Annotated in this window: 24 protein-coding genes; 19 read left to right on the top strand and 5 right to left on the bottom strand. The window is 67.7% G+C overall.

The genetic code is table 11. The features are described 5' to 3' along the window. Nucleotides 1-222 precede the first annotated feature (222 nt). The 3 genes from CLV30_RS00775 to CLV30_RS00765 all read left to right on the top strand — a co-directional run bounded on the left by CLV30_RS00775 (nucleotide 223) and on the right by CLV30_RS00765 (nucleotide 1,235). Nucleotides 223-498 carry a hypothetical protein gene (locus tag CLV30_RS00775; protein WP_106535278.1) on the top strand — a complete coding sequence of 92 codons (276 nt, stop codon included), beginning with the start codon at nucleotides 223-225 and terminating at the stop codon, nucleotides 496-498. 87 nt (nucleotides 499-585) lie between these two features. Then, the gene (locus CLV30_RS00770; protein ID WP_106535277.1) at nucleotides 586-798 is read left to right on the top strand and encodes a hypothetical protein; all 213 of its coding nucleotides are present in this window, start codon (nucleotides 586-588) and stop codon (nucleotides 796-798) included. Further along, entirely contained in the window at nucleotides 795-1,235 is a 441-nt protein-coding gene (locus tag CLV30_RS00765; protein ID WP_106535276.1) for a hypothetical protein, read from the top strand. The genes CLV30_RS00770 and CLV30_RS00765 overlap by 4 nt, the downstream gene beginning before the upstream one ends. Before the next feature lie 57 nt (nucleotides 1,236-1,292). On the opposite strand, the gene CLV30_RS00760 is transcribed toward CLV30_RS00765, so the two are convergent. The 3 genes from CLV30_RS00760 to CLV30_RS00750 all read right to left on the bottom strand — a co-directional run bounded on the left by CLV30_RS00760 (nucleotide 1,293) and on the right by CLV30_RS00750 (nucleotide 3,883). After that, complete coding sequence (locus CLV30_RS00760; protein WP_106535275.1) at nucleotides 1,293-1,775, bottom strand: SAM-dependent methyltransferase; 483 nt, start codon at nucleotides 1,773-1,775, stop codon at nucleotides 1,293-1,295. Between the two features lie 58 nt (nucleotides 1,776-1,833). After that, nucleotides 1,834-3,240 carry an NsdA family TPR-like regulatory protein gene (locus CLV30_RS00755; RefSeq protein ID WP_106535274.1) on the bottom strand — a complete coding sequence of 469 codons (1,407 nt, stop codon included), beginning with the start codon at nucleotides 3,238-3,240 and terminating at the stop codon, nucleotides 1,834-1,836. A gap of 250 nt (nucleotides 3,241-3,490) precedes the next feature. Beyond that, entirely contained in the window at nucleotides 3,491-3,883 is a 393-nt protein-coding gene (locus CLV30_RS00750) for a GntR family transcriptional regulator (protein ID WP_106535273.1), read from the bottom strand. A 145-nt stretch (nucleotides 3,884-4,028) separates the two neighbouring features. Here CLV30_RS00750 and CLV30_RS00745 point away from each other — a divergent pair, with 145 nt between their 5' ends. The 4 genes from CLV30_RS00745 (at nucleotide 4,029) to CLV30_RS00725 (ending at nucleotide 6,496) form a co-directional block, all read left to right on the top strand. Beyond that, entirely contained in the window at nucleotides 4,029-4,271 is a 243-nt protein-coding gene (locus tag CLV30_RS00745; protein ID WP_205740346.1) for a helix-turn-helix domain-containing protein, read from the top strand. Between the two features lie 106 nt (nucleotides 4,272-4,377). Continuing rightward, entirely contained in the window at nucleotides 4,378-4,788 is a 411-nt protein-coding gene (locus CLV30_RS00740; protein WP_129710806.1) for a hypothetical protein, read from the top strand. Then, nucleotides 4,785-5,636: a hypothetical protein gene (locus CLV30_RS26190; RefSeq protein ID WP_165358390.1), complete on the top strand. Its 852-nt coding sequence runs from the start codon at nucleotides 4,785-4,787 to the stop codon at nucleotides 5,634-5,636. The genes CLV30_RS00740 and CLV30_RS26190 overlap by 4 nt, the downstream gene beginning before the upstream one ends. Nucleotides 5,637-5,692: 56 nt before the next feature. Next, nucleotides 5,693-6,496, top strand: a complete 804-nt coding sequence (locus tag CLV30_RS00725; RefSeq protein ID WP_106535268.1) for a hypothetical protein — start codon at nucleotides 5,693-5,695, stop codon at nucleotides 6,494-6,496. A 59-nt stretch (nucleotides 6,497-6,555) separates the two neighbouring features. Here CLV30_RS00725 and CLV30_RS00720 read toward each other — a convergent pair whose 3' ends face one another. Beyond that, on the bottom strand, nucleotides 6,556-6,891 hold the full coding sequence (locus tag CLV30_RS00720; protein ID WP_205740345.1) for a hypothetical protein: 336 nt from the start codon (nucleotides 6,889-6,891) through the stop codon (nucleotides 6,556-6,558). A gap of 259 nt (nucleotides 6,892-7,150) precedes the next feature. On the opposite strand from CLV30_RS00720, the gene CLV30_RS25825 reads away from it, so the two are divergent. The 11 genes from CLV30_RS25825 to CLV30_RS00665 all read left to right on the top strand — a co-directional run bounded on the left by CLV30_RS25825 (nucleotide 7,151) and on the right by CLV30_RS00665 (nucleotide 17,261). Next, nucleotides 7,151-7,873, top strand: a complete 723-nt coding sequence (locus tag CLV30_RS25825; protein ID WP_129710805.1) for a hypothetical protein — start codon at nucleotides 7,151-7,153, stop codon at nucleotides 7,871-7,873. Continuing rightward, nucleotides 7,870-9,414, top strand: coding sequence for a type IV secretion system protein (locus CLV30_RS00710; protein WP_106535265.1), 1,545 nt, complete (start codon nucleotides 7,870-7,872; stop codon nucleotides 9,412-9,414). Before CLV30_RS25825 ends, CLV30_RS00710 begins: the two co-directional genes overlap by 4 nt. Then, on the top strand, nucleotides 9,414-10,439 hold the full coding sequence (locus CLV30_RS26850) for a C40 family peptidase (RefSeq protein ID WP_205740413.1): 1,026 nt from the start codon (nucleotides 9,414-9,416) through the stop codon (nucleotides 10,437-10,439). The genes CLV30_RS00710 and CLV30_RS26850 overlap by 1 nt, the downstream gene beginning before the upstream one ends. A gap of 14 nt (nucleotides 10,440-10,453) precedes the next feature. Beyond that, nucleotides 10,454-10,810: a hypothetical protein gene (locus CLV30_RS00700; RefSeq protein WP_106535264.1), complete on the top strand. Its 357-nt coding sequence runs from the start codon at nucleotides 10,454-10,456 to the stop codon at nucleotides 10,808-10,810. A gap of 160 nt (nucleotides 10,811-10,970) precedes the next feature. Beyond that, nucleotides 10,971-11,318 carry a DUF6112 family protein gene (locus tag CLV30_RS00695; RefSeq protein ID WP_106535263.1) on the top strand — a complete coding sequence of 116 codons (348 nt, stop codon included), beginning with the start codon at nucleotides 10,971-10,973 and terminating at the stop codon, nucleotides 11,316-11,318. Nucleotides 11,319-11,364: 46 nt separating this feature from the next. Further along, on the top strand, nucleotides 11,365-12,828 hold the full coding sequence (locus CLV30_RS00690) for an SCO6880 family protein (protein ID WP_106535262.1): 1,464 nt from the start codon (nucleotides 11,365-11,367) through the stop codon (nucleotides 12,826-12,828). Then, on the top strand, nucleotides 12,825-14,396 hold the full coding sequence (locus CLV30_RS00685; RefSeq protein WP_205740344.1) for an ATP-binding protein: 1,572 nt from the start codon (nucleotides 12,825-12,827) through the stop codon (nucleotides 14,394-14,396). Before CLV30_RS00690 ends, CLV30_RS00685 begins: the two co-directional genes overlap by 4 nt. Nucleotides 14,397-14,402: 6 nt before the next feature. After that, entirely contained in the window at nucleotides 14,403-16,238 is a 1,836-nt protein-coding gene (locus tag CLV30_RS00680) for a type IV secretory system conjugative DNA transfer family protein (protein WP_106535261.1), read from the top strand. Continuing rightward, complete coding sequence (locus tag CLV30_RS00675) at nucleotides 16,235-16,588, top strand: hypothetical protein (protein WP_106535260.1); 354 nt, start codon at nucleotides 16,235-16,237, stop codon at nucleotides 16,586-16,588. The genes CLV30_RS00680 and CLV30_RS00675 overlap by 4 nt, the downstream gene beginning before the upstream one ends. Then, nucleotides 16,585-16,986: a hypothetical protein gene (locus CLV30_RS00670; RefSeq protein WP_106535259.1), complete on the top strand. Its 402-nt coding sequence runs from the start codon at nucleotides 16,585-16,587 to the stop codon at nucleotides 16,984-16,986. Before CLV30_RS00675 ends, CLV30_RS00670 begins: the two co-directional genes overlap by 4 nt. Next, nucleotides 16,983-17,261 carry a hypothetical protein gene (locus CLV30_RS00665; RefSeq protein WP_106535258.1) on the top strand — a complete coding sequence of 93 codons (279 nt, stop codon included), beginning with the start codon at nucleotides 16,983-16,985 and terminating at the stop codon, nucleotides 17,259-17,261. The genes CLV30_RS00670 and CLV30_RS00665 overlap by 4 nt, the downstream gene beginning before the upstream one ends. Nucleotides 17,262-17,575: 314 nt before the next feature. Here the strand turns inward: CLV30_RS00665 and CLV30_RS25820 are convergent, their stop codons facing one another. Next, complete coding sequence (locus CLV30_RS25820) at nucleotides 17,576-18,013, bottom strand: hypothetical protein (protein ID WP_129710804.1); 438 nt, start codon at nucleotides 18,011-18,013, stop codon at nucleotides 17,576-17,578. A gap of 446 nt (nucleotides 18,014-18,459) precedes the next feature. Here CLV30_RS25820 and CLV30_RS25815 point away from each other — a divergent pair, with 446 nt between their 5' ends. Then, nucleotides 18,460-19,644: a hypothetical protein gene (locus tag CLV30_RS25815; RefSeq protein ID WP_129710803.1), complete on the top strand. Its 1,185-nt coding sequence runs from the start codon at nucleotides 18,460-18,462 to the stop codon at nucleotides 19,642-19,644. Nucleotides 19,645-19,824: the final 180 nt, after the last annotated feature.

Here is a 19,824-nt window from a genome sequence, read left to right as displayed (position 1 = left end):
CGCGACGGCGTTGTGGAGAAGCATGGGCGCGCGGTGAATTCGTTGCGGCAGCTGCGTGAGCGTAGCGAGGACGCTTACGGGGCTGGCGGAGACCGGGACGATGGTGACGAGGGGTTCGAGTATGTGTGCCCTGGCTGCGACGGAGACGCTCGGAGTGTGGCTTGGGCGTTCCAGCGCGGTGAGGCGTGCCCGATCTGTGGTCTGCCACCGGATGTCGCGGACATGGTCATTGACGCTCGGGACCGGGCGGTCGGACCCGGTGGGCGTGACGCGTTGGCGCGGCGGTATCCGTTGGTGGCGTTCCTCGTGGCGCGCAGCGTCGAGGCCGACGACGGTAACGACCCCAGTAGTCGGGCGCTCGCCCGGCTGATCGATCGGGTTCTCGGCTGGCCGCGCGGTGACGGGCGGCTCTCGCAGCGTGACGAGGACCTGTTGCGGATCGCGGCCACGGCCTATGCCGCGCATCCGGACTACGACCCGCGCTGGGCCGTGCGGTGACACGGCGCCGACTCGTGACCAATAGGGCGCCTACACGTGAAAGGGCGGTCTTGACTTGATCTGTCTAGCGGAGGGTGGACTACGCTGGTGAAGCGGACGGCAGTCATCAAGAAGATCCGCCGTGCCGCGAAGGAGGCCGGCGTGCAGTTCGAGGTCACCGAGGGCGGCAACCATACGAGGCTGTTGGTCGGCACGGTGCGTACGACCATCGGACGGCACAGCGAGGTCGCCGAGGGTGCGGTTGAGGCGCTGTACAAGCAGCTCGAGCCGGCGCTCGGGAAGGGATGGTGGAAGCGATGACCACGTACACGGCCACCGCGACCCGTAGCGGCAAGTGGTGGGTCGTACAGTGCGATCAGTATCCCGGTGCGATCTCACAGGTGGCGCGGCTGGCCCAGGCGGCGGAGGTGCACCGCGAGGCGATCGCCTTCGTCGCCGGCGTCGACGAGAGCCAGGTCGAGGTCGAGGTCCGTCCGGTTCTGCCGGACGATGTCGAGGACCACCTCACGCATGCAGCCGAACTCCGCGAGGCCGCGGCGCGCGCGAACTCCGGAGCAGCGAAAGAAGTGCGCACGGCGGCCCGATCACTGCGAGAGGCCGGGTTGACGGTGCGCGACATCGGCACCGTCCTCGGAGTGTCGTACCAGCGCGCCCACCAGCTCACCGCCGACGACCCACACGAGTCCGAATCTGACCCGGATCACGCCGACACAGCTGCGGCGGCCGGCGCTCGATAGGACCGCGGGACCTGACGGGAATCGCCGTAGCTCACGGTCGCTCCCCAGCAGCGAGTGTCACACCTCGGGCGGTTCGTAGTAGTCGCGGAGCATGGTGGTTGTCCATTCGGGCTGGTGGATCTCGCCGCGGGGTCCCATCTCGGTGAACCAGGGCTTGATGTCGAGCACGGGGGTGCCGTCGACGGCGTCGAGGTCTTCGACGTGCAGGTCGAGTCCGTCGACTTTGAGCAGGTGGCAGCGGGAGACGCCGAGCCAGTTGAGTCGGCGCATGTTGCGGTGTCCGAATGTGCCGACTTCGGGCCAGTGGGGGTTGTTGCGGGGTCGGCGGGCTCCGAGGTTGAGGTCGGACTGGTCGGTGAGGTGGAAGCGGAAGACGAGCTCGAGATGGGAGAACGCGTCCAGCCCTTTGGTGGCGTCTGTGGTGAATCGGGCGTTGTCGATGCGCACGATCGCGCGGGTGCCGCCCCAGTAGTCGTCGGTGGGTTCGGTGCGTCCCCCGACGACGTGGGCGACGGGTACGACGTCGAACGTTTCGGGCATGGTCGTCCTCCGGTGCGGGTTCGGCTGAGGTGGTGTGGGCTCTGCGACTCTATCGATGTCAGCGTGTCGACAGTCCGCCTGTGGTGTCGAGGTAGGCGGCTGCTCTCGCGTCGAGTTCTTCGGCTGCGCGGACGTGGCGCCGGCGAAATGGGGAGAGTGCGGCGCGCATGTCGCGGGCGGTCTGACGGGTGCGGCCCGAACGGATGCCGTCCATGATGTCCAGCGCTTGTGACCAGGTGGCGCACCCGTTGTCGAGGTTGCCCTGCTCGACCTGGACAGAGCCGAGGTAGCCGAGGGTGACGGCGTGTGTGCGCGTGAACGTGCTGGCTTGGCGGGTGCGGACGCTGCGGCGGAACTCTCGTACGGCGCCGTCGAGGTCGCCGATGTCGCGGAGGGTGCAGGCGGTTTCGTGGGCCAGGCTGGCCTCGGAGAAGAAGAACACACGGCGAGGTTCGTTGTCGCCTGGTCCAGCTGCGCCGAGGTCCGATTCTGCTCGATTCAGGGCCGCGACGGCTTTGTTCTTGTCGCCGTGGGCGGCGAGGGCTCGAGCGTGGACGACGCCGAGGAGTGCACGTTCGCGTGGGCTGGCTTCTACGTAGCGGGGACCGTCCACGGATGCGTTGGCGATCTTCAACGCTCGGGATGGGTGTCCGAGGTCGACGGCCTGGTGGGCCATGGCCCGGAGGATGTGCCCGGCCATGGGCGCGTCGCCGGCTTCGGCGGCGAGTTTGGTGGCGACGCTGAAGTACTGCTGGGCGGTGGCGTGCTCACTGTTGTCGAAGGCCATCCAGCCCGACAGGTAGGCGAGTTCGCTGGCTGCCGAGAACATGTCCCGCCGCACTTGATCGTCGTGGAACGTGCCGGTGAGGTGCTTGGCAACGTCCGACGACAGGTATTGAACGACGGTGGCGCGCGCGTGACCGCCGCCGCGGCGTTGGTCCATCTGGGAGAACATGGCGACCATGTCCTGAACGGCGTCGACGTCACCGCGGCCGACTCTGCCGCCCGACGTGTTCCGGTGCCGCCCGCGCTCGGCCATCTGTCCCCACCAGCCGTCACTGGGCAGCGCTGCGGCGGCGACGCCGTAGGTCAGCGCGCTCAGTGCCCGTCTGCGGTCCATGTCCAAGTCGACGCTCCCGAGGGCGGCCAGTGCAGTCAGCGTATCGGTGTGCCAGTCGGCGGTCAGTTCCGAAGTCTGCTGATCGGTACCCAGTCCGGCGTCCTCGAGACTGACGACGCGACCCAGTCTGCGGGATAGAGCTTCACATAGCAATACACTGCTTCGGCCAGACGGACGCGTCCCGCGGACCCAATGCGATACGTGCGAACGCCCGACGCCGGCGAGCTCATCGGCGCCGTTCTCGAGAGCGACACGGACGAGCGCCGATGCTGCCTGTCCGTGTGACCAGCGCGCTTCGTCGATCAACGCGGCCAATTGGTCATTGCGGGTACGTCCCTGCACCATTGCCCACCCCTGCGCGGCCGACAGCTTTCACCGCTTTCACCACCCTGTGGTGCGTTCACTACGCACAGCGAGGTGTCGAGCGTGATTCGCTACCAAGCGTAGTTGGCGGTAGTTGCCCTCGAGATCGTCGAGTGGACAAGTAAGGAGGTGTGGCGAGTGTTGTCCGACTCCGAACAGCGGCGCATTCGAGCCGAACTTCGGATGCTGGCTGAAGAGATCGAGAGCACAGCCGCGGACCTGCGTGAGCGAGTCACGAGTCTTGCTGCCGAGGCCGATGGACCTCGTCCTCCAGTTTGGTGAGCCGCTGGTCGAGTTGGCCCATCTGCTCGCGGACAGCAGCTCGTAGTTGCTCGATCTCCGCCATCAGTGCGGTGAAGTCGGCGCTGGGCTCGGCGCTGTCGTCCGACGAGGCAGCTGCTCGCACGAAAGTGCCGCGCCCGACCGCGCCGTACAGGACCCCTTCGGACTTGAGGACGTCGACCGCCTTCTGCGCCGTCATCGGTGCGACGCCATACTCTTCGGCAAGCTCACGCGCCGCGGGCAGTTTCTCGCCGGCTGTCAGCGCCCCGGTCGTTATGGAGTGACGTAGGTCGTCGGCGACCTGCACGTACCGCGGCCGCGGGTCCTCGTCACGCACCTTCATGCGACGAGGTTAGCGGTTCGGGATTCCGTACGACGCCTTGAGGAGACACGAGACAGTTGATGAACCTAGGTTCACTATGTAACCTAGAGTCATCTGTTGGCTCAGTGATGGGAGTGGACCGGTGGGACGGATGCTGACAGCTCACGTGGAGAGTTCCGATGCCCCGGAACGGCGACGGTTCTACTCCGTCGCGGAGGTGGCGCGGATGTTCGGGATGTCGACGATGACGGTGTACCGGGCGATCGCCGATGGGGAGTTCCCGGCGGTGAAGATCCGGGGCCGGTTGATCGTGCCGGCGAAGGCGTTGGACGCGATGGTCGATGCGGCGACGTCGACGCAGGCGGCGGTAGACGCTGCCGACTACGTGATCCCGTCGAGTGCCGCCTGATCAATAGCGCGTAGCGCTACACAAAGTTTCTTAGCCGGCGCGGGGGCGCCACTGGCTACCAACCGTTCGCCCCCGCGCCTTCCAAACCTCAGCAGGGAGGTTCGGCATGTCTGATTCTAGGAGCGCCGACGGCTCCGTGGCGGGCGTTGAGCGACCGGACTGGTGGCTGGCCCGTCGCGCCGTGGACGGTGACGGTGAGGCGGCCTCGGCGGTCGCGATTCTGTGCGATCCGCTGTTCGCTGATGACTGGCGGGTGTGGTCGCACGTCGACGACGAACACGAGGCGATCGACTGGGCCGCGATTCTGGCCGAGGGCACCTGGTCGTCGGGGGAGCGGGTCCTGCTCGCTCTGGGGCGGAACCTGTGGAGCGGTGGTCGGCACACGGCGATCGACCTGACTGACGTGCTGGGCCTGGGGGATCGCTTCCTCGGTCTGGCGTTGGAGGCGATGCAGGCGCGGCGCGGTCGCGCGTTGCTGCTGCCTCGGCATGGGGTGGCTGGTGGAGGTGCGTCGTGATCTTCGACGTGCGCACTGACGACGGTCTGCGGCAGGCTCTAGCCCGGATGCCACAGGAAGGCGGCTGGGATGGGCCGTTGGGTCGGGTGGTCATCTCGGCGCTGTGGGACAAGGCGTCGGCACTGGTGAATCGGCAGCGTTCCGACGTCCGGGACGCGCACCGGGTGCCGCATCTGGTCGGACTCGGCTGGGAGTACCTCGCGCAGCACGCCGCCTATGTCGCAGGCGCGCGGTCACCGTGGGCCGTGCTGCACACGGTGATGCGCCGCCAGGCCCGAGCGGCCGAGCTGGGTGATGAACTTGGGGTGTCGGAACGCCGCGCCCGCGAGTCGACCCGTACCGAGCGGCGCGTCGAGGCGCACACGGCCACGCGCCTGGGCGTCGACCACCCACCGACGGACCACGTGGGTGATCCGACGCAGGACCCGACGGCCGGCGCCGCAGTGCCTGCGTGGACGGGCGGGTGGGATGCCGCGTTGCGGGAGCTGCGTGACCAACTTGTCGCCGCGGGCGCGCCGGCAGCGGCGACCGACGACGCGATCAGCGCGGTGCTGGATGTGCTGTCCACGGTGCGCCGCTCACATGCGCACACCGAGGTCTACCAGTCCACTCGCCTGGACGGGCTCGATCGTGATCAGCGCCGCGCGTTGCTCGAACTGCTGATCGGTACCCGCAGGGGCGGCCCGGCGAGCTCGGCGTGGCTGGCGCTGCGCCAGGCACCGGAGCGTGGCGAACTGCCGTGGGCATCGATCGACCGCGCGGCCGCCGCGCGGTTCGCGCGGTTCGCGTCCCCGTTCCGGCAGGCCACCCGGGCACGCGAGTCGGAATTTGCGCTCAGCGCCGCCTGAACATGTCGAAGCCCTCGCTGCCACGGGGGCTCCAACCCAACGATTGGACAGCACGAGTGTCCAACGATCACAGCGTAGCCACCGGGGTGATCTGGGGCTACCCGTCGTGGCGCGACGAGTGTCACCTGCGTGACCTGATCCGGACGGGCAAGTTCGCCTGGCAACGGGCCCTCGGTGAGGTCGACAACCTGACTGCGGCCGCACACCACGTCGCGCTGGCATGTGCCCATTTCGCTGCCGTCGACGGCACCCGCATGTTCGCCGGGGAGAAGCGCATCGCCACGATGTGCCGCCGGTCGGTGCGTCACGTGCGGACCCAGCTACGGCGCCTCGTCGCCGCCGGTTATCTGAAACGCCTGACCCACGGCGGAGGACGTCCGCGGCGGGGCCAGCAACGCCGATACGGCGCTCGCTACGAACTCACCCTCCCCGCCCACCTCGCACGAGACGAATCTCGCGCACAGCAACCCCGGACCAGCCGTCGCGGTGAGGATGTGAGCCCGGATCCGGCTCCGGCCGTCGGGGACGTCAACGATCCTGCTGCCGTGGCCGCCGGACTCATCGACAAGCTCCGCGACACCCTGCAACGCCCCGGGCTCACCGTCGATGAGGGCACCGAGATCGCGAAGTCGATCCTCGACGCCGCCGCGGCAAGAGTGAAACGCCCGTCCGCGTATGTGCTCACCTCGGTTCAGCGAGACCCGCAGCGCTGGCGACCCACACCGACTCCGGGGGATCCGTGCGGGATCCATCCGCTCCAACAGGCCGCACGCTGCCCGGACTGCCGCGCTGCACCACCGGCGTCGCCGGAGACGATCAGCCGCGCCCGCGCCGCTGCGCGAAACCCCGACGCGACGTAGGTCATTTGCCTCCGAATGGCCCCGTCCAGCGGACGGTCGCGGTACCGGAGCGAAGCTCGTCAGGGGTCCTGTGCCCACGCGGCCAGCGGCAGTGATAGGTACACGCCGAAGCCACTCAATCTGGTCGCTGACCGGATGGCCTCGCGCAGCTTGTTGACGCGTTCCTGCTGGTTGGCGGCCCTGCTCTGGAACCACTTGGACTTGATCTCGATCACCACATTCAGGCCGCTGCGATCCAACGGGCCCAGTGCCCGGAACCGGATCTCGACGTCACCGGGCTGCAGGTTCCCGTCGTAGGGCTCTTCCGGACATTTCACGGCCTCGGACACCAGGTGCGGCAGCACTGACCCCAGCTCGCGCAGCGTCGACTCGGCGACGTCCGGTGCATAGGTCACGTCTACGAGCGGCGCGGGGGCCACTGTAGGGCCGAACGCTGATGCGTCGAATACGCCCGTCCGAGCACCGCCTACCGTCGCCGCCGCGTGCACGAAATACCGGCAATCCACGACACGGCAGCGCGGAAATACCGGCACACCAGGTCGGCCCATCTAGATCAGGTCATGGGACGAACAGATCATCACGCGCCGCGGCCTCGTGTGCGCGGTTCGGCCCACCCACCCAGTGAGACGGATTCGACTGACTGGGAGGCATGCGATGAACGGCGTTCGGCAACGGTGGACGGAACAGTCGGGGACTGCCAAGTGGGGGGTCGGCGCAGGCGCCGCCGCGCTGCTTGTGGTGCTGGTGTTGGGCTGGCTCAGCGACGGGCCGACTGCCGGAAGCCCTACCGGTGACGACGCGCCGGGCAAGGCCGCACGGACGAGTGGTGCGCCGACGGGGCCGGACCCGACACCTGCGCCGAGCCGGTCGTCGTCGCCGGAGCCGTCGGCGACGACCGGCCCCGGGTCGCGGTTGAAGCGCCCAGCGGATACGTCGTCGCCGGAGGAGTACGCGGCGAGTATCGCGCGGATTGTGCTGGGCACGAACCCGCGCGATCACGCCCGTGATGACTACCTGGCCGTGTTGCTGGGTGAGGTTACCGACGAGGCGGTGGGCGAGTCTCGCGACCGGGTCGAACCGGTCATCACCTCGGCGTTGCCGGATGAGTATCAGTGGCTGCGCCAGCGTGACCACGGCCAGGTGAACACGTTCACCGTCGAGCATGTGTGGGAGCCGGACGCGGTCGACGGTGCACGTGACGAGATCCCGGACGGGTACGCGGTCCGAACCGTGGCGGGCACCCAGACCACCAGGTTCGTCGGCGAGAACGGCAAACCGGCGACGTCGTCGACGCCGCGGCTGATCACGGTCATCGCCTACTGCCCGGACGGCGGGACGTGTGCGCTGGTGAGCATCCCGCAGGAGGTCATCCGATGACACCGATGTTCGATGTGTGCGACGTCCCCGTCGTCGGGAGTGGCTGCACCATCCTCGAAGGCCCCAGCGGCTGGTTCAAGGACATGGTCACCGCCGCAGCAGGCGCGATCTTCGGGTTCGCGATGTCACTGATGTCGTGGATCTGGAACCTCATCACCACCACCACGAGCCCGCACACCGACGCCGGGTTCGTCTACGAGTGGGCCGGGCGCGTGTTCGGGATCGCGTTGCCGATCACCGTCGGGTTCCTGGCCATCCAGGTCATGACGGTGATGCTGCGCAACCGCAGCACCGCCGGCATCGGGAAGTCGGTCGCGCTGGCCGGCACGGCGGTGCTCGGCACGGCCGCGTCGCTGCCGATCATCCACCTGCTCACCACCGCCGTGGACGGCCTGTCGGAGGATCTGACCGCGATCACGTTCGGCGACCTCGACGGCGTCGGGGACCGGTTCACCACGGTCCTGTCCAGCGTGCTGGAAAGTGCTGACGCCGTCCCCGGCCAGGAAGCGAACTATGCCCTGCTCGGTGGCGGGTCGATCGTGGCGGGTGCGTTCGGGTTCATCGTGTTCGGGATCTTCCTGGTGTTCGGTTCGCTCGCGGTGTTCGCGGCGCTGCTGGTGCGCACCATGCTGCTCGACATCGCCGTCGTCCTGGGCCCGTTGGCGATCATGGGGCTGGCGTGGGAGAAGACCCATGGCTGGTTCAAGAAATGGGTCAGTCTCGTCGTCGCGCTGATCTTCACCAAGCTCGCCGTGATGATCGTGTTCGGGCTCGGCGTGTCCGGCCTGGAAAGCCTCAGCTTCGGTGACGACGGCGCCGGGATCGTGGGTGTGCTGCTCACCTCCACCCTGATGTTGCTGCTCGCCGCGCTCGTGCCGGTGGCGTGTTTCAAGTTCATGAGCTTCCTCGGCGACGAGATCGAAGCGGGATCCCTGCACGGCGCGGGGACGGCGGCGGCCAGCCGTGGGCGTGAGGTCGCCGGACGCGCGAACCCCGCACAGATCATGAACGCCCGCAGCGGAGGCGGTGGCGCCGGTGGCTCCGGCGGCAGCAGCTCTGGTGGCGGGTCGGGAGGCTCGTCCGGTGGCGGGCAGCGCTCGACACCGCAGCCCGATCCAGCCGCAGCTTCCGGGACTGCGGGTGGAGCCGCTGGTGCCGCGGCCGGGGGCGGCGGGGCGGCGGGTGCCTCGTCTCGTGACGACGCGGCCACGAGCCCCACGGGGCCGACGTCGAACCGCGCCGAACCGGCCACGTCCGGGGCCGGTGCATCGTCCTCGGGCGCGTCCGGCGCCACTGGAACGGCGACCGCAGGGAACGGCACCTCGGGTGCCGGCGCCACGGGGAACGGGACGGCGGCGGCTGGTGGCGGTGCTGAGCCCCGCGTGCTGGCGCCGGCCGGGCCTACGCCGTCGCCGGCGTCGGGCTCCTCGCAGGGCGCCGCCGGCAGCGGTCCGGCACCGTCTGCACCGTCGTCTCCACCTCCGTCAGCTGAGCGTGGTGGCCCGGACCTGACCCGCCGGGACGAGTCTGGGGGCAGCTGATGAAGAAACTCGCTGTCGGGTTTCCGTTCGCCGTGGTCGGTATGGCCGCGGTCGGGCTGGTGTTCGCCGGCGCCGGCCGCGGCGGCGCGCAGGAAGACCAGCCGTGCCCACCGGACGACACGGCGCCGGTCGCCGAGCTGGACGAGCACCAGTCCGCGCACGCACGCACCATCGTCGCCGTGGGCGAGCGGCACGACGTGCCGGAGTTCGGTCTGGCAGTGGCGTTGGCGACCGCGGCGCAGGAGTCGATGCTGCGTAACCTCGACCACGGCGACCGGGACTCGGTCGGGCTGTTCCAGCAACGCGAACCCTGGGGCAGCTTCGGCGAACGCACCCACCCACCGACCGCGGCGAAGTTCTTCTACACCGGCGGCGCCGGTGAGCAGCCCGGGCTGCTCGACATTCCCGGCTGGCAGAACATGCCCCTCACCGAGGCCGCGCAGGCGGTGCAGGTCAGTGCCTATCCGGACGCGTACGCCAAGTGGGAAGACGACGCCTGGACGTGGCTCGCCGACATCACCGGCACCCCGCCGCCGGACAACGGCTGCGACCCGGACGACGGGGAGCCCGACAAGCCGGTAGGAGAGGACCCACCGCCGCTCGTCGACGACCCAGCCGCGCTACGAGCGCGGGCGCAGGCGTTCGCCGACGCCAGCGAGGCCGGGCTGCCGGACCCGTTCTACGGCGCCACCAGCTACTACCTCCTCTGCGCACAGCTCGCCGCACGGGTGCACGGGCACGCGCACTCCGGGCACATCTCCGCGCTCGACCAGTGGCAGGCCTACACCGCCTCCGGCGTCGCCGTCACCGACGGCTCCCCGCCACCACCGGGTGCGCTGCTGTTCTACACCAACCAACCCTGGGGCCACGTCGCCGTCTACCTCGGCAACGGCAAGGCCATCAGCAACGACATCCTCGACGAACAGACCGGACGCCAAGGCGGCGTCTACATCGTCGACACCACCGAATTCACCGACGGCGCCTGGAAGCTGCCCTACGCGGGCTGGGCACCACCGATCTACTGACAGGGAGGCCCTTGATGCTCACCACCACGGCAAGTCCCGCCCGGCCGGAGACGGTCCTCGACCACGACATCGCGTGCCCGATCGGCTGGTGCGACGAGACCGGCCCACACCCGACCCACCGCCAATACCTGTACACCGTGCCTGGTGCCGTGCGCGAGGACGGGCACCTCGGTGTGAACCTCGTGCAGCGCGACCGGCCCGGCGAGCCCATCCGGGTCGAGCTGACCTCGACCACCGCCCGCAGCGACGACCTCGCGCTGAAGCTGAACACCACCCGCGCCACCGACATCGCCCAAGCCCTCACCGCCGCCGTCACCAAGGCCGCCCGGCTGCACTCCGCCACGTCCGGGCAGGAGCCACCTGTCGGATAGCCGCCCGAAATGTTCAGGGCCGGTGACGGATGCGGATTCACGCGTCCTCACCGGCCTCTTTGCGTTCCGCGGGCTGATGTGTGCGCGGACGTGGCCACCCAACAGGTATACGGCGCCCCGTACCCGGGGTCGCACTGGCTCAACGGAAAGGGAACCGGAGATGTTGCAGAAGCTCACCGCACTGGCCGTCGACATCCAGGCCGGACCGGGCAAGGAACCCGGCACCAACGCCGGCACGAACCCCGGCATCACCCCAAACACGACCGGTCTGCCCGGCCTCGGAGTGCTTAAAGACATCGTGGGCGCGCTGGTCGCCTGGGGACTGGTCGCCGCGGTCGCGGCCCTGGTCGTGTCCGCGGCCGCACTCGGGTTCGCGAAGGTCACCAACCGTGGCGGCATGGCTGATCAGTCGAAGACGGGCGTGCTCTACGCCGCTCTCGGCGCGATCGTGCTGGGCGGCGCGAACGCGATCATCGCGTTCTTCGCCGACACCGGCGCCACCATCTGACCCCCACGCCACCAGACACGAACGAGATGAGTGGAGGTGACGATCAGTGACGACCGACACGGCTGACCGCCCGGTGGAGCGGCGGGTGCAGTTTGGGCGGCGCCCGCAGCGGGGTGTGCTGCTGGGGCTGCATGTGCCGCAGTTGATCTGGGTGGGCTTGGCGCTGTTGGTGTTGGTGCCGAGTCTGTATGTGGGCCAGTTTGCCCTGGCGGTGGCGACGTCGCCGGCGTGGGTGCCGCCGCTGGTGCTGGCGTTCGTCAGCGTGAAGGGCCGCAAGCTGGCGGACTGGCTGCCGATCGTGGTGTCGTTTCAGCGCCGACGCCGCGCCCGCCAGGCATCATTCCGCAAGCAACAGAGCAAACCGCGCCCGGATGGGACGTTGGCGCTGCCGGGCACTGCGGCCAGGTTGCGCCGGGTGGTGCACGACGCGACCGGTGCGGTGATGGTGCACGACCCGCACGCCAAAACCCTCACCGCGACGCTTCGGGTGATTCCGGGGGCGTGGACGCTGGCCGAGCCGGCCGAGCAGGACCGCCGTGCGGACGCGTGGGGGGCGTTGCTGTCGGAGTTCTGCACGTCGGACTCGGGCATCATGCGGGTGCAGGTGCTGGAGCGCACGCTGCCGGAATCGGGTGTGGCGGCCGAGGCGTACTGGCGCGCCCACGGCCGCGACGACGATTCGTGGGAGGTCGCCTCGTACAAGCAGCTGCTTGCTGCGGCGACGCCGGTTTCGGAGCGCCACGAGACCACCATCACGCTGGTCCTGGACATCCGCGCCGCTGGGCGGGCGGTCAAGGACGCTGGTGGTGGTGTGGCTGGGGCGGCGGAGGTGCTGGCCCAGCAGGTCGGGATGCTCACCTCGCGGCTGTCGGGGATGGACGTGCGCCCGGACGGGTGCCTGGACAGCACCGCGATGGCGGGGGTGTTGCGCGGCGCGTACGACCCGGCCGCGCTCGCGCAGATCGCCAAGACGGGGGTCGGGACTGCGCTGGAGCGTGCCGGGCCGGTGGCCGTTGAGGAGGAGTGGGACCATCTGCGCGCGGATTCGGCGTTCCACTGCGTGCTGTGGGTGGCCGAGTGGCCGCGGCTGGAGGTGCCGGTGAACTTCCTGTGGCCGCTGTTGCTCACCTCCGGCGTGCGCCGCACGGTGTCCACCACGTTCCGGCCGGTGCCGACGGCGAAAGCGCTCCGCACGGTGCGGGCGGAGCTGGTTGATCATGAGTCGAACGCGCGTCAGCGCGCCAAGCGTGACGTCATCGAAACCGAATCGGACCGGCGGGAGTGGAACGACACGCGGCGCCGTGAGGTCGAGCTGGCCGCCGGCGCCGGGGACATGGACTACGCCGGGCTCGTGGTGGTGTCCGCCTGGTCGCTGGACGAGCTGCGCGCCAACGTGGGGCAGATCACCACCGCCGCGGCCAAGGCGCACTGCGAACTCAGGGTGCTGTACGGCGAGCAGGCCGAGGCGTTCACCGCTGGTGCGCTTCCGCTGGGACGGGGGCTGCGATGACCCGCCGACGCAACGTGTCGACGACGTCGCTGATGACGCCCAACCGCGAGAGCTGGTCCGCCCGGCGGGCGCGGGTCGCCGCGGAGCGGGAACTCGCCCGCGAGGCCCGCCAATCCGATGTGGCCGACGCGGCGGCGCGGCGCGCCGCGACCGCGGAGGAGGAGCGGGTTCGCCGGCAGGTGCCCGCGGCGGGGGAGAGGCGTCCGCACGCGCTGCGCACGCGGCGCCGGTTCCGTCTCGCGCCGCATCGGGCCACCACGAGGAACCTGGGCGGTCTGTACGTGTTCCAGGCCGAAGGTGGCCTCGGTGCGGACGGGATGCTGATCGGCACCGAGGTGTACACGTCCGGGTCGTTCTTCTTCGACCCGTGGGTGCTGTACGAGGCCGGCGTGCTGACCAACCCGAACATTTTCCTCGTCGGCGAGATCGGGTCCGGCAAGTCCGCCCTGTTCAAGGCCATGGTGATCCGCTCGCGTGCGTGTGGTGGGCACCGCGCCTACATCCCCGGCGACGTGAAAGGCGAATGGACACCGATCGTGCAAGCGTTGGGTGGGGCCGTCATCGCGGTGGGTCCGGGGATGGCGAACCGGATCAACCCGCTCGACGAAGGGCTGCGCCCACCGGGGCTGTCGGATGAGGACTGGGCCCGCGAGGTCCGCGCGCACCGCCTCGAGCTGCTGCGCTCGCTCGCGGAATGGCTGGGCCGTCGCTCGTTGGCGCCGACCGAGCACACCGCGTTGGCGATCGCGCTGGACACCGCCACCGAGAACCACGACACCCCGCTGCTGCCGCACGTCGTGTCCCTGCTGCACCAGCCGGACCAGGCACGGCCGCTGCAGGTCGGGTTCGACACCTACGACCGGTTGCGTGAGGCCGGGCACGAACTCGGTCACCTGCTCGGGGTCATGGTCTCCGGCGAGCTCGCCGGCATGTTCGACCAGCCCTCGACCGTCAGCTTCGACCCGAACCTGCCGGCGATGAGCGTGGACATCTCCCGGCTCGGCGAGTCCAACCCGGCGATGCCGCTGGTCATGACGTGCGCGTCGTCGTGGATGGAAGCCGCCGTGCGCGACCCCGACGGTGGGCGGCGGTTCATGGTCTACGACGAGGCGTGGCGGATCATGCGCGAACTGCCGCTGCTGCGGCGGATGCAGTCGCAGTGGAAACTCGCCCGCGGTCTCGGGATCTCCAACGTCGCGATCATGCACCGCTACAGCGACGGCTCCGCCGTCGGCGACGCCGGCAGCGAACAACGCGCCCTGGCCGAAGGCCTCATCGCCGACACCGCCACAAGGATCATCTACCGCCAGAAAGCCGACCAGATCCGCACCACCGCCGACGTCGTCGGCCTCAACAGTCAAGAAGCCGGCATGCTGCCGCGGTTGGACCGCGGCGTCGGGCTCTGGCGGGTCGGGAACCGCTCGTTCGTCGTGCACAACCACCTCACCGACGCCGAAAAGAACCTCACCAACACCGACCAGCGCATGCACACCAACCCCGGTGAGTTCAGGAACTCCGAAGCCGCCACCAGAGACGAACCCGCGCCCGTCGCGATTGAGGGGGCGTGATCGGCGATGGCCAGCGAACCGACCGAACGTGACCGCGACGCGCCCGCCGTCATCGCGCTCATCCTCGCCACCCTCGCCGCCGGGCTGGTGCTTGCGCTGGTGTGGTGCGGCGCCGCCCTGTCGGCGCTGGCCACCGGACACCCGGCTCCGCCGTTCACCGCCGGCGGTGCGTGGGGCGCAATCCGCCACCCCGCCGCACCTGAGGCGGCGTGGGGTACGCCGATGCCGGCCGCCGGGCTGGTGTGGTCCGCTACCGGCATCATCACCGCGCTCGTCGTCGCAACAGTGGTCACAGCGGTGCTGGCGTGGCGCCGCCGGCACGGCGGCACGGCGGGGGCCAGAACCGGGTACCCGGATGGGACGGCCGAGCGCCGAGACGTCGCCCGTGTCGCCGGCCGCGCGGCGCTGATGGCCCGCGCGTCCCGGCTGCGGCCCAGCCTCGACAACCCACAACCGGGGGAGGTGGGGCACCGGCTCGGGTGTTCCCGCGGCGTCGACGTGTACTCGACGGTTGAGGACTCGCGGATCATCCTCGGCCCGCCGCGCTCCGGCAAGGGCCTGCACCTGGTGATCCCGATGATCCTGGACGCGCCCGGCGCCGTCGTGACCACCAGCACCCGCCCGGACAACATCACCGCCACCCTCACCGCCCGCCAGCAGGTCGGCCCAGTGGCGGTGTTCGACCCGCAACAGCTCGCGCCCGGCATCCCCGGCGGGCTGCGCTGGTCGCCGGTCCGTGGCTGCGAAGAGGCACAGACGGCGATGGTCCGCGCCCGCGGGCTCGCCTCGGCCAGCGAGATCGGCGGCAAAGGCGTGGAGAACGGCGGGTTCTGGCAAGGACAGACCGAAGCCGCCCTGCGGGGGATGCTGCACGCCGCCGCGCTCGACAACCGCGGCGCGGCCGACCTGTACCGGTGGTCGATCGACCCAGTCGCCGCGCTCGAAGCCGTCCGCGTGCTCACCGACCACCCACGAGCGGCCACCGGCTGGGCCGCCGCACTCGAAGCTGCCGCGACGGCCGATGAGCGCACCCGCGACTCGATCTGGCTCGGTGTGCGCCAAGCCCTCGGCTCACTCGCCGCGCCCCACGTGCTCGACGCCGTCTCACCCGGCCCGGGGGAGCAGTTCGACCCCGCCGAATTCCTCACCAGCCGCGGCACCCTCTACCTGCTTGGCACCGCCACCGGCGCCGGCAACGCCGCACCCCTGATCAGCGCGTTCATCGAAGACATGGTCGAAACCGCGCGGAAACTCGCCGCGGCCGCCCCAGCGGCGCGGCTCGACCCGCCGTTGAGTCTCGTCCTCGACGAGATCGGCAACCTCGTCCCGCTGAACTCGCTACCGACACTGATGTCCGAAGGTGGCGGCACCGGACTCGTCACCACCGCCGTGTTCCAATCCCTCGCCCAACTACGCGCCGGGTGGGGCGACGACACCGCCCACACCATCTGGGAATCCGCCATCGCGAAAATCATCCTCGGTGGCGCCTCCACCAGCAAAGACCTCCAAGACCTCGCCACCCTCATCGGCGAACGCGACGACGAAACCGTCTCCCTGTCCCGCTCTACCGGTCGCGGGGACAAATCGCGCTCGAGGCAGACCTCACTGCGCCGCGTCCCCATCCTGGACACCGCCGCGCTACGCACCCTGCCGTTCGGCACCGGCGTGCTCATGCTCCGCTCCGCCGCCCCGATCATGCTCGACCTCACCGCATGGACCAGCCGCGACGACGCCGACCGGATCGACACCAACCGGCGCGAGGTCGAAACCCGCATCGGCGACGCCTTCGCCGCCCAGGCCGGCACCACCGCGACAACGACCAGTGAGCAGGTGACGACATGAGCACGCAGACGACGGCGCCGGCCGCGATCCGCGAAGCCTGGCAAATCCTCGCCTCCGCCGCGTACATCCTCGACACCGAACGACCGACAATGCGGGACCTGCTCGCCATGACCGTGCTCGGCGACGCCATGGACGCCCTCACCGTCGGCCGCCAGCCAGGCGAGCACATCGACATCGGTGACCACGCACCCCACCCGCCCTACCAGGCCGCCCGGTGCGCGCTCACCGTCCTCGACACCTACCGCACCGACCAGCCCGCCGACCGGCTCCGCGTCACCCGCGCCCGCCGGCACCTGCGCCGCCTCATCGACGGGCCCAGCACCGCGGGCCAGGGAAGGGGAGCATCGTGAGGCCGCTACGGCCCCTCGCACGTGTCGACGCCCGCCGCGCGGCCTACCGCCGCCGCTACGCCACCTACATGACCTCACCCGCCTGGTGGCGTCGCCGCGAACGCTGGTACCGAGACCAGACCCTGCTCACCGGGCAGACACCGCGCTGCGCCATCTGTGAGCACGAATGGACGCTCGCGGCCGGCGACCTGCACCACACCAGCTACGACAACCTCGGCCACGAACACCACACCGACCTCGTGCCCATGTGCCGGACCTGCCACGAACAGCTGCACCAGATCCTCGACACCTCCAAACACTGGCGCCGCCTCGACCGCGCCACCGCCACCACCCAGCTCATCACCATCCTGCGCCGCCACCACACCAGCGGCGACCATCCAGAAGGAGACCACCCATGACCACCCGCATCGACAATTACGGCGACGAGATCGACATCATGATCACGTCCCGTGACGAGGTCATCGACGTCGCCGTAGACGAGCTCACACAGCTCGCCCGCGACCGGTACCTCACAGCCGCCGGGGAGCGGCCCTTCGACTTCGCCGACGACCTCGCCACGATCCTCGGGCAGCTCAGCACCAACGTCGGAGATCCAGCCGAGCTGTTCGGCGGACAAGACATCACCACGAACGTCGAACACGTCGCTGGCCTGATCGGCGCCGACCTGCCGTAATCGCTGCCCTCCGACCGCTCTGAGCCGATCCAGCTGCCCCCTGTACATCGACGGCCAATTCGAGGAATTCGGCCTGCGAGACAAGCCGCCGCCCCGTCCCGGCAGATCCTCGCCCTGACCGGCAAACTGGAAATCCTCGCGCAGGCAAAGAAAGAACACGCACCCAACCACCGGTCAACCACGCCTTCACCCCATTCAGCCGGACCTTCCCACATGACGCAACGAAATAACCCTCGCGAGCCTATTGAAATGAGGCAACACGCGAAGATTCGCCCACTAGTCAATGGCAGCAGCTCGGGCGCTGACAATTATGGTCAGTTGCGGCGAGGATCTAAGTATATATCCCGATCAGACCGCTCACGAACACTGCTTAGCTCGGCAACACCCCGCCCCACAAGAGATGCTAAAATGCTCACAATCAGTATCGACCATTCGGCCATCGCCCAAGGCGCCCCTACTACTATACCGAGAAAACTGTAGATTCCTATCAGGCGACGTATACTGGCCAGTCCGTGCCGATTGAATTTTCTCTCGATAAAGAATGTCGTCGGTATAACAATAAGCGTGAGAATCGGAACGGCAGCAACAGCGGTCACGCCAGCCAAAAAGAGCCCTGCGGACCACTGGTCATCGATTACGAATGTTCCTAAGAATCCCATCGCGGCACACGCAGTCAAATACGCACCAAATGCGCCCCAAGCGAAATCGGGAAGCTCCAAAGGCTTGCGATAGCGAACTCGAGGATCGGGCATTTGGCTCTTTCGACGCCACATATTCTTTTAATACCATATCATGGAGTTCAAGTCAAGACCCACCTCGCAGGTCGATGTTCTCCGGCATCGAGACTGCGCTGTACAGGGCCGGCATGGCCGGGCAGCAAAAGCTTGTGATTTACACCACATTGACCGGATGCATCATAAGTGGTCAGATGGGGAAATCGTCGACGATATTGCCAGAATTGGACGTGTGACGGGCAAAATTCTTTGGGGTGTCGATGTCTAAAGCCTTACAGTGCTCCCGAAATCTGGCGTATTGTGCATTATCTATCGCCACTGGACTCGCGGTAGCGTCCGTTTACGAAACGAGAGCACTTGCCGAATCTGACGTTGGTTCCGAGTCGATTGTCACTCTTTCGCTCGAGAACTCTGGGATGGCGCCGAAAAGTGCCCCGAGCGCGGGGTCTACTCGAGAATTGCTGTTGAAACTCTCGCTTGATTCGTCGGATGTTGTTAAGGACCAAGAACTGCGAGTCGAGCGGACGGCGCAAAGCGCGAATCACCAACTGATCGAGTGGACTGCTGACGCCGAACAAATCGCATTGGACTGGGGTGTTCCGGACGAAGTATCTTCGGCAACTACCTGGCAGATTGTTCGCGATGGTCGCGCGATCGAGACTGTTAGCTCGACCCAATTTGTGGATCGAAGAGCTGACCCAAGAAGGGGTCATCTGTACAAGATACGCGCGCTCCACACCAATGGTTCTGTCGGCACGTTCAAACCATACTTCTTCATGATTGATGTACCAGAGCGGCGAGATTATCGCGGACGGACCTTCTCTGAAGTCAAGGCCATGGAGCTGTCTGACGGTAAGGAGATCAATCAGGAGGAGAGGGTCGAAGGACACAATGTATGGTGGAACACATTTATTCCACCCCATCATGTCGAAAGTTCCTTGTCACAAGTGCTCTGTCCCGAACTCATCCTCCCGTCTGATCACCTATTCCGCGGGGATGGCACGGCCGCCCAGACAATCAATGAATTCTTTGCTATCGGAGCGGATGGAATCCCAAGAGAATTCACCGAATCAGGCAATTTCGGCTGGGATATTCCGGGTGAGGAATCATCACGCACGTCCACGCGGTGGCGGAGTCGGTTCTACACGCCTCAAGGGGCTACCGATCCAACAACTTCAACTGCCTCATGGCACGGGAAGGTGGGTACGACCGCTATCGACGAGAAGATCACCGAAGAAGCTCCTGAACCACTCGATGAATGGTACTATTTCGAAACGGTTGAAGAGGCTGAATCTGATTTGAACTGGGAACCGATCTACCAGAACTACGAACCAGATATGGCCTACACGTATTTGGAACATGATGCTAGCGATCCGCTGTGTGCAGGCGGAGCGGCGCCTGCGATCAGTTACGGTGCTGCCTTCTTTTCTCATCCTGGCGGTCGTGTATCGATTGTCGGTGAACACGATCAGGCACCATCGCACGAAATTGGCGTCGATTATTACGTGAACGGGAATCACCGAGCCAACAAGTGTCTCTATCGATTCAATAATCGTGGATTTGAGTTTCTGGCTCCGCCTGCTCCAAATGCGACGGTTGACATTGATTTGAACATCCTCTTGTGGTCGCGTTTGTGCAATCCCCAATAGGCAGTATCAGTCATGCGCGAGGAGTGTAGCTCGTGCCGGACGTGACTGGCGCATCGTGCACGCTGCTGCGTGGTGGAGCGGTTGGGCCCCGAGGAGCACGAATCACGCTCCCGGGGCCCACTTTCCATGAACGCGCGTCGCTCCAACTGAACGTCAGTAGACAATCGTTTCCTGACATCA

Origin of the sequence: Haloactinopolyspora alba (genome assembly GCF_003014555.1) — a bacterium.
Taxonomy (GTDB): Bacteria; Actinomycetota; Actinomycetes; order Jiangellales; family Jiangellaceae; genus Haloactinopolyspora; species Haloactinopolyspora alba.
This window is presented reverse-complemented; position numbering and strand designations above follow the sequence as displayed.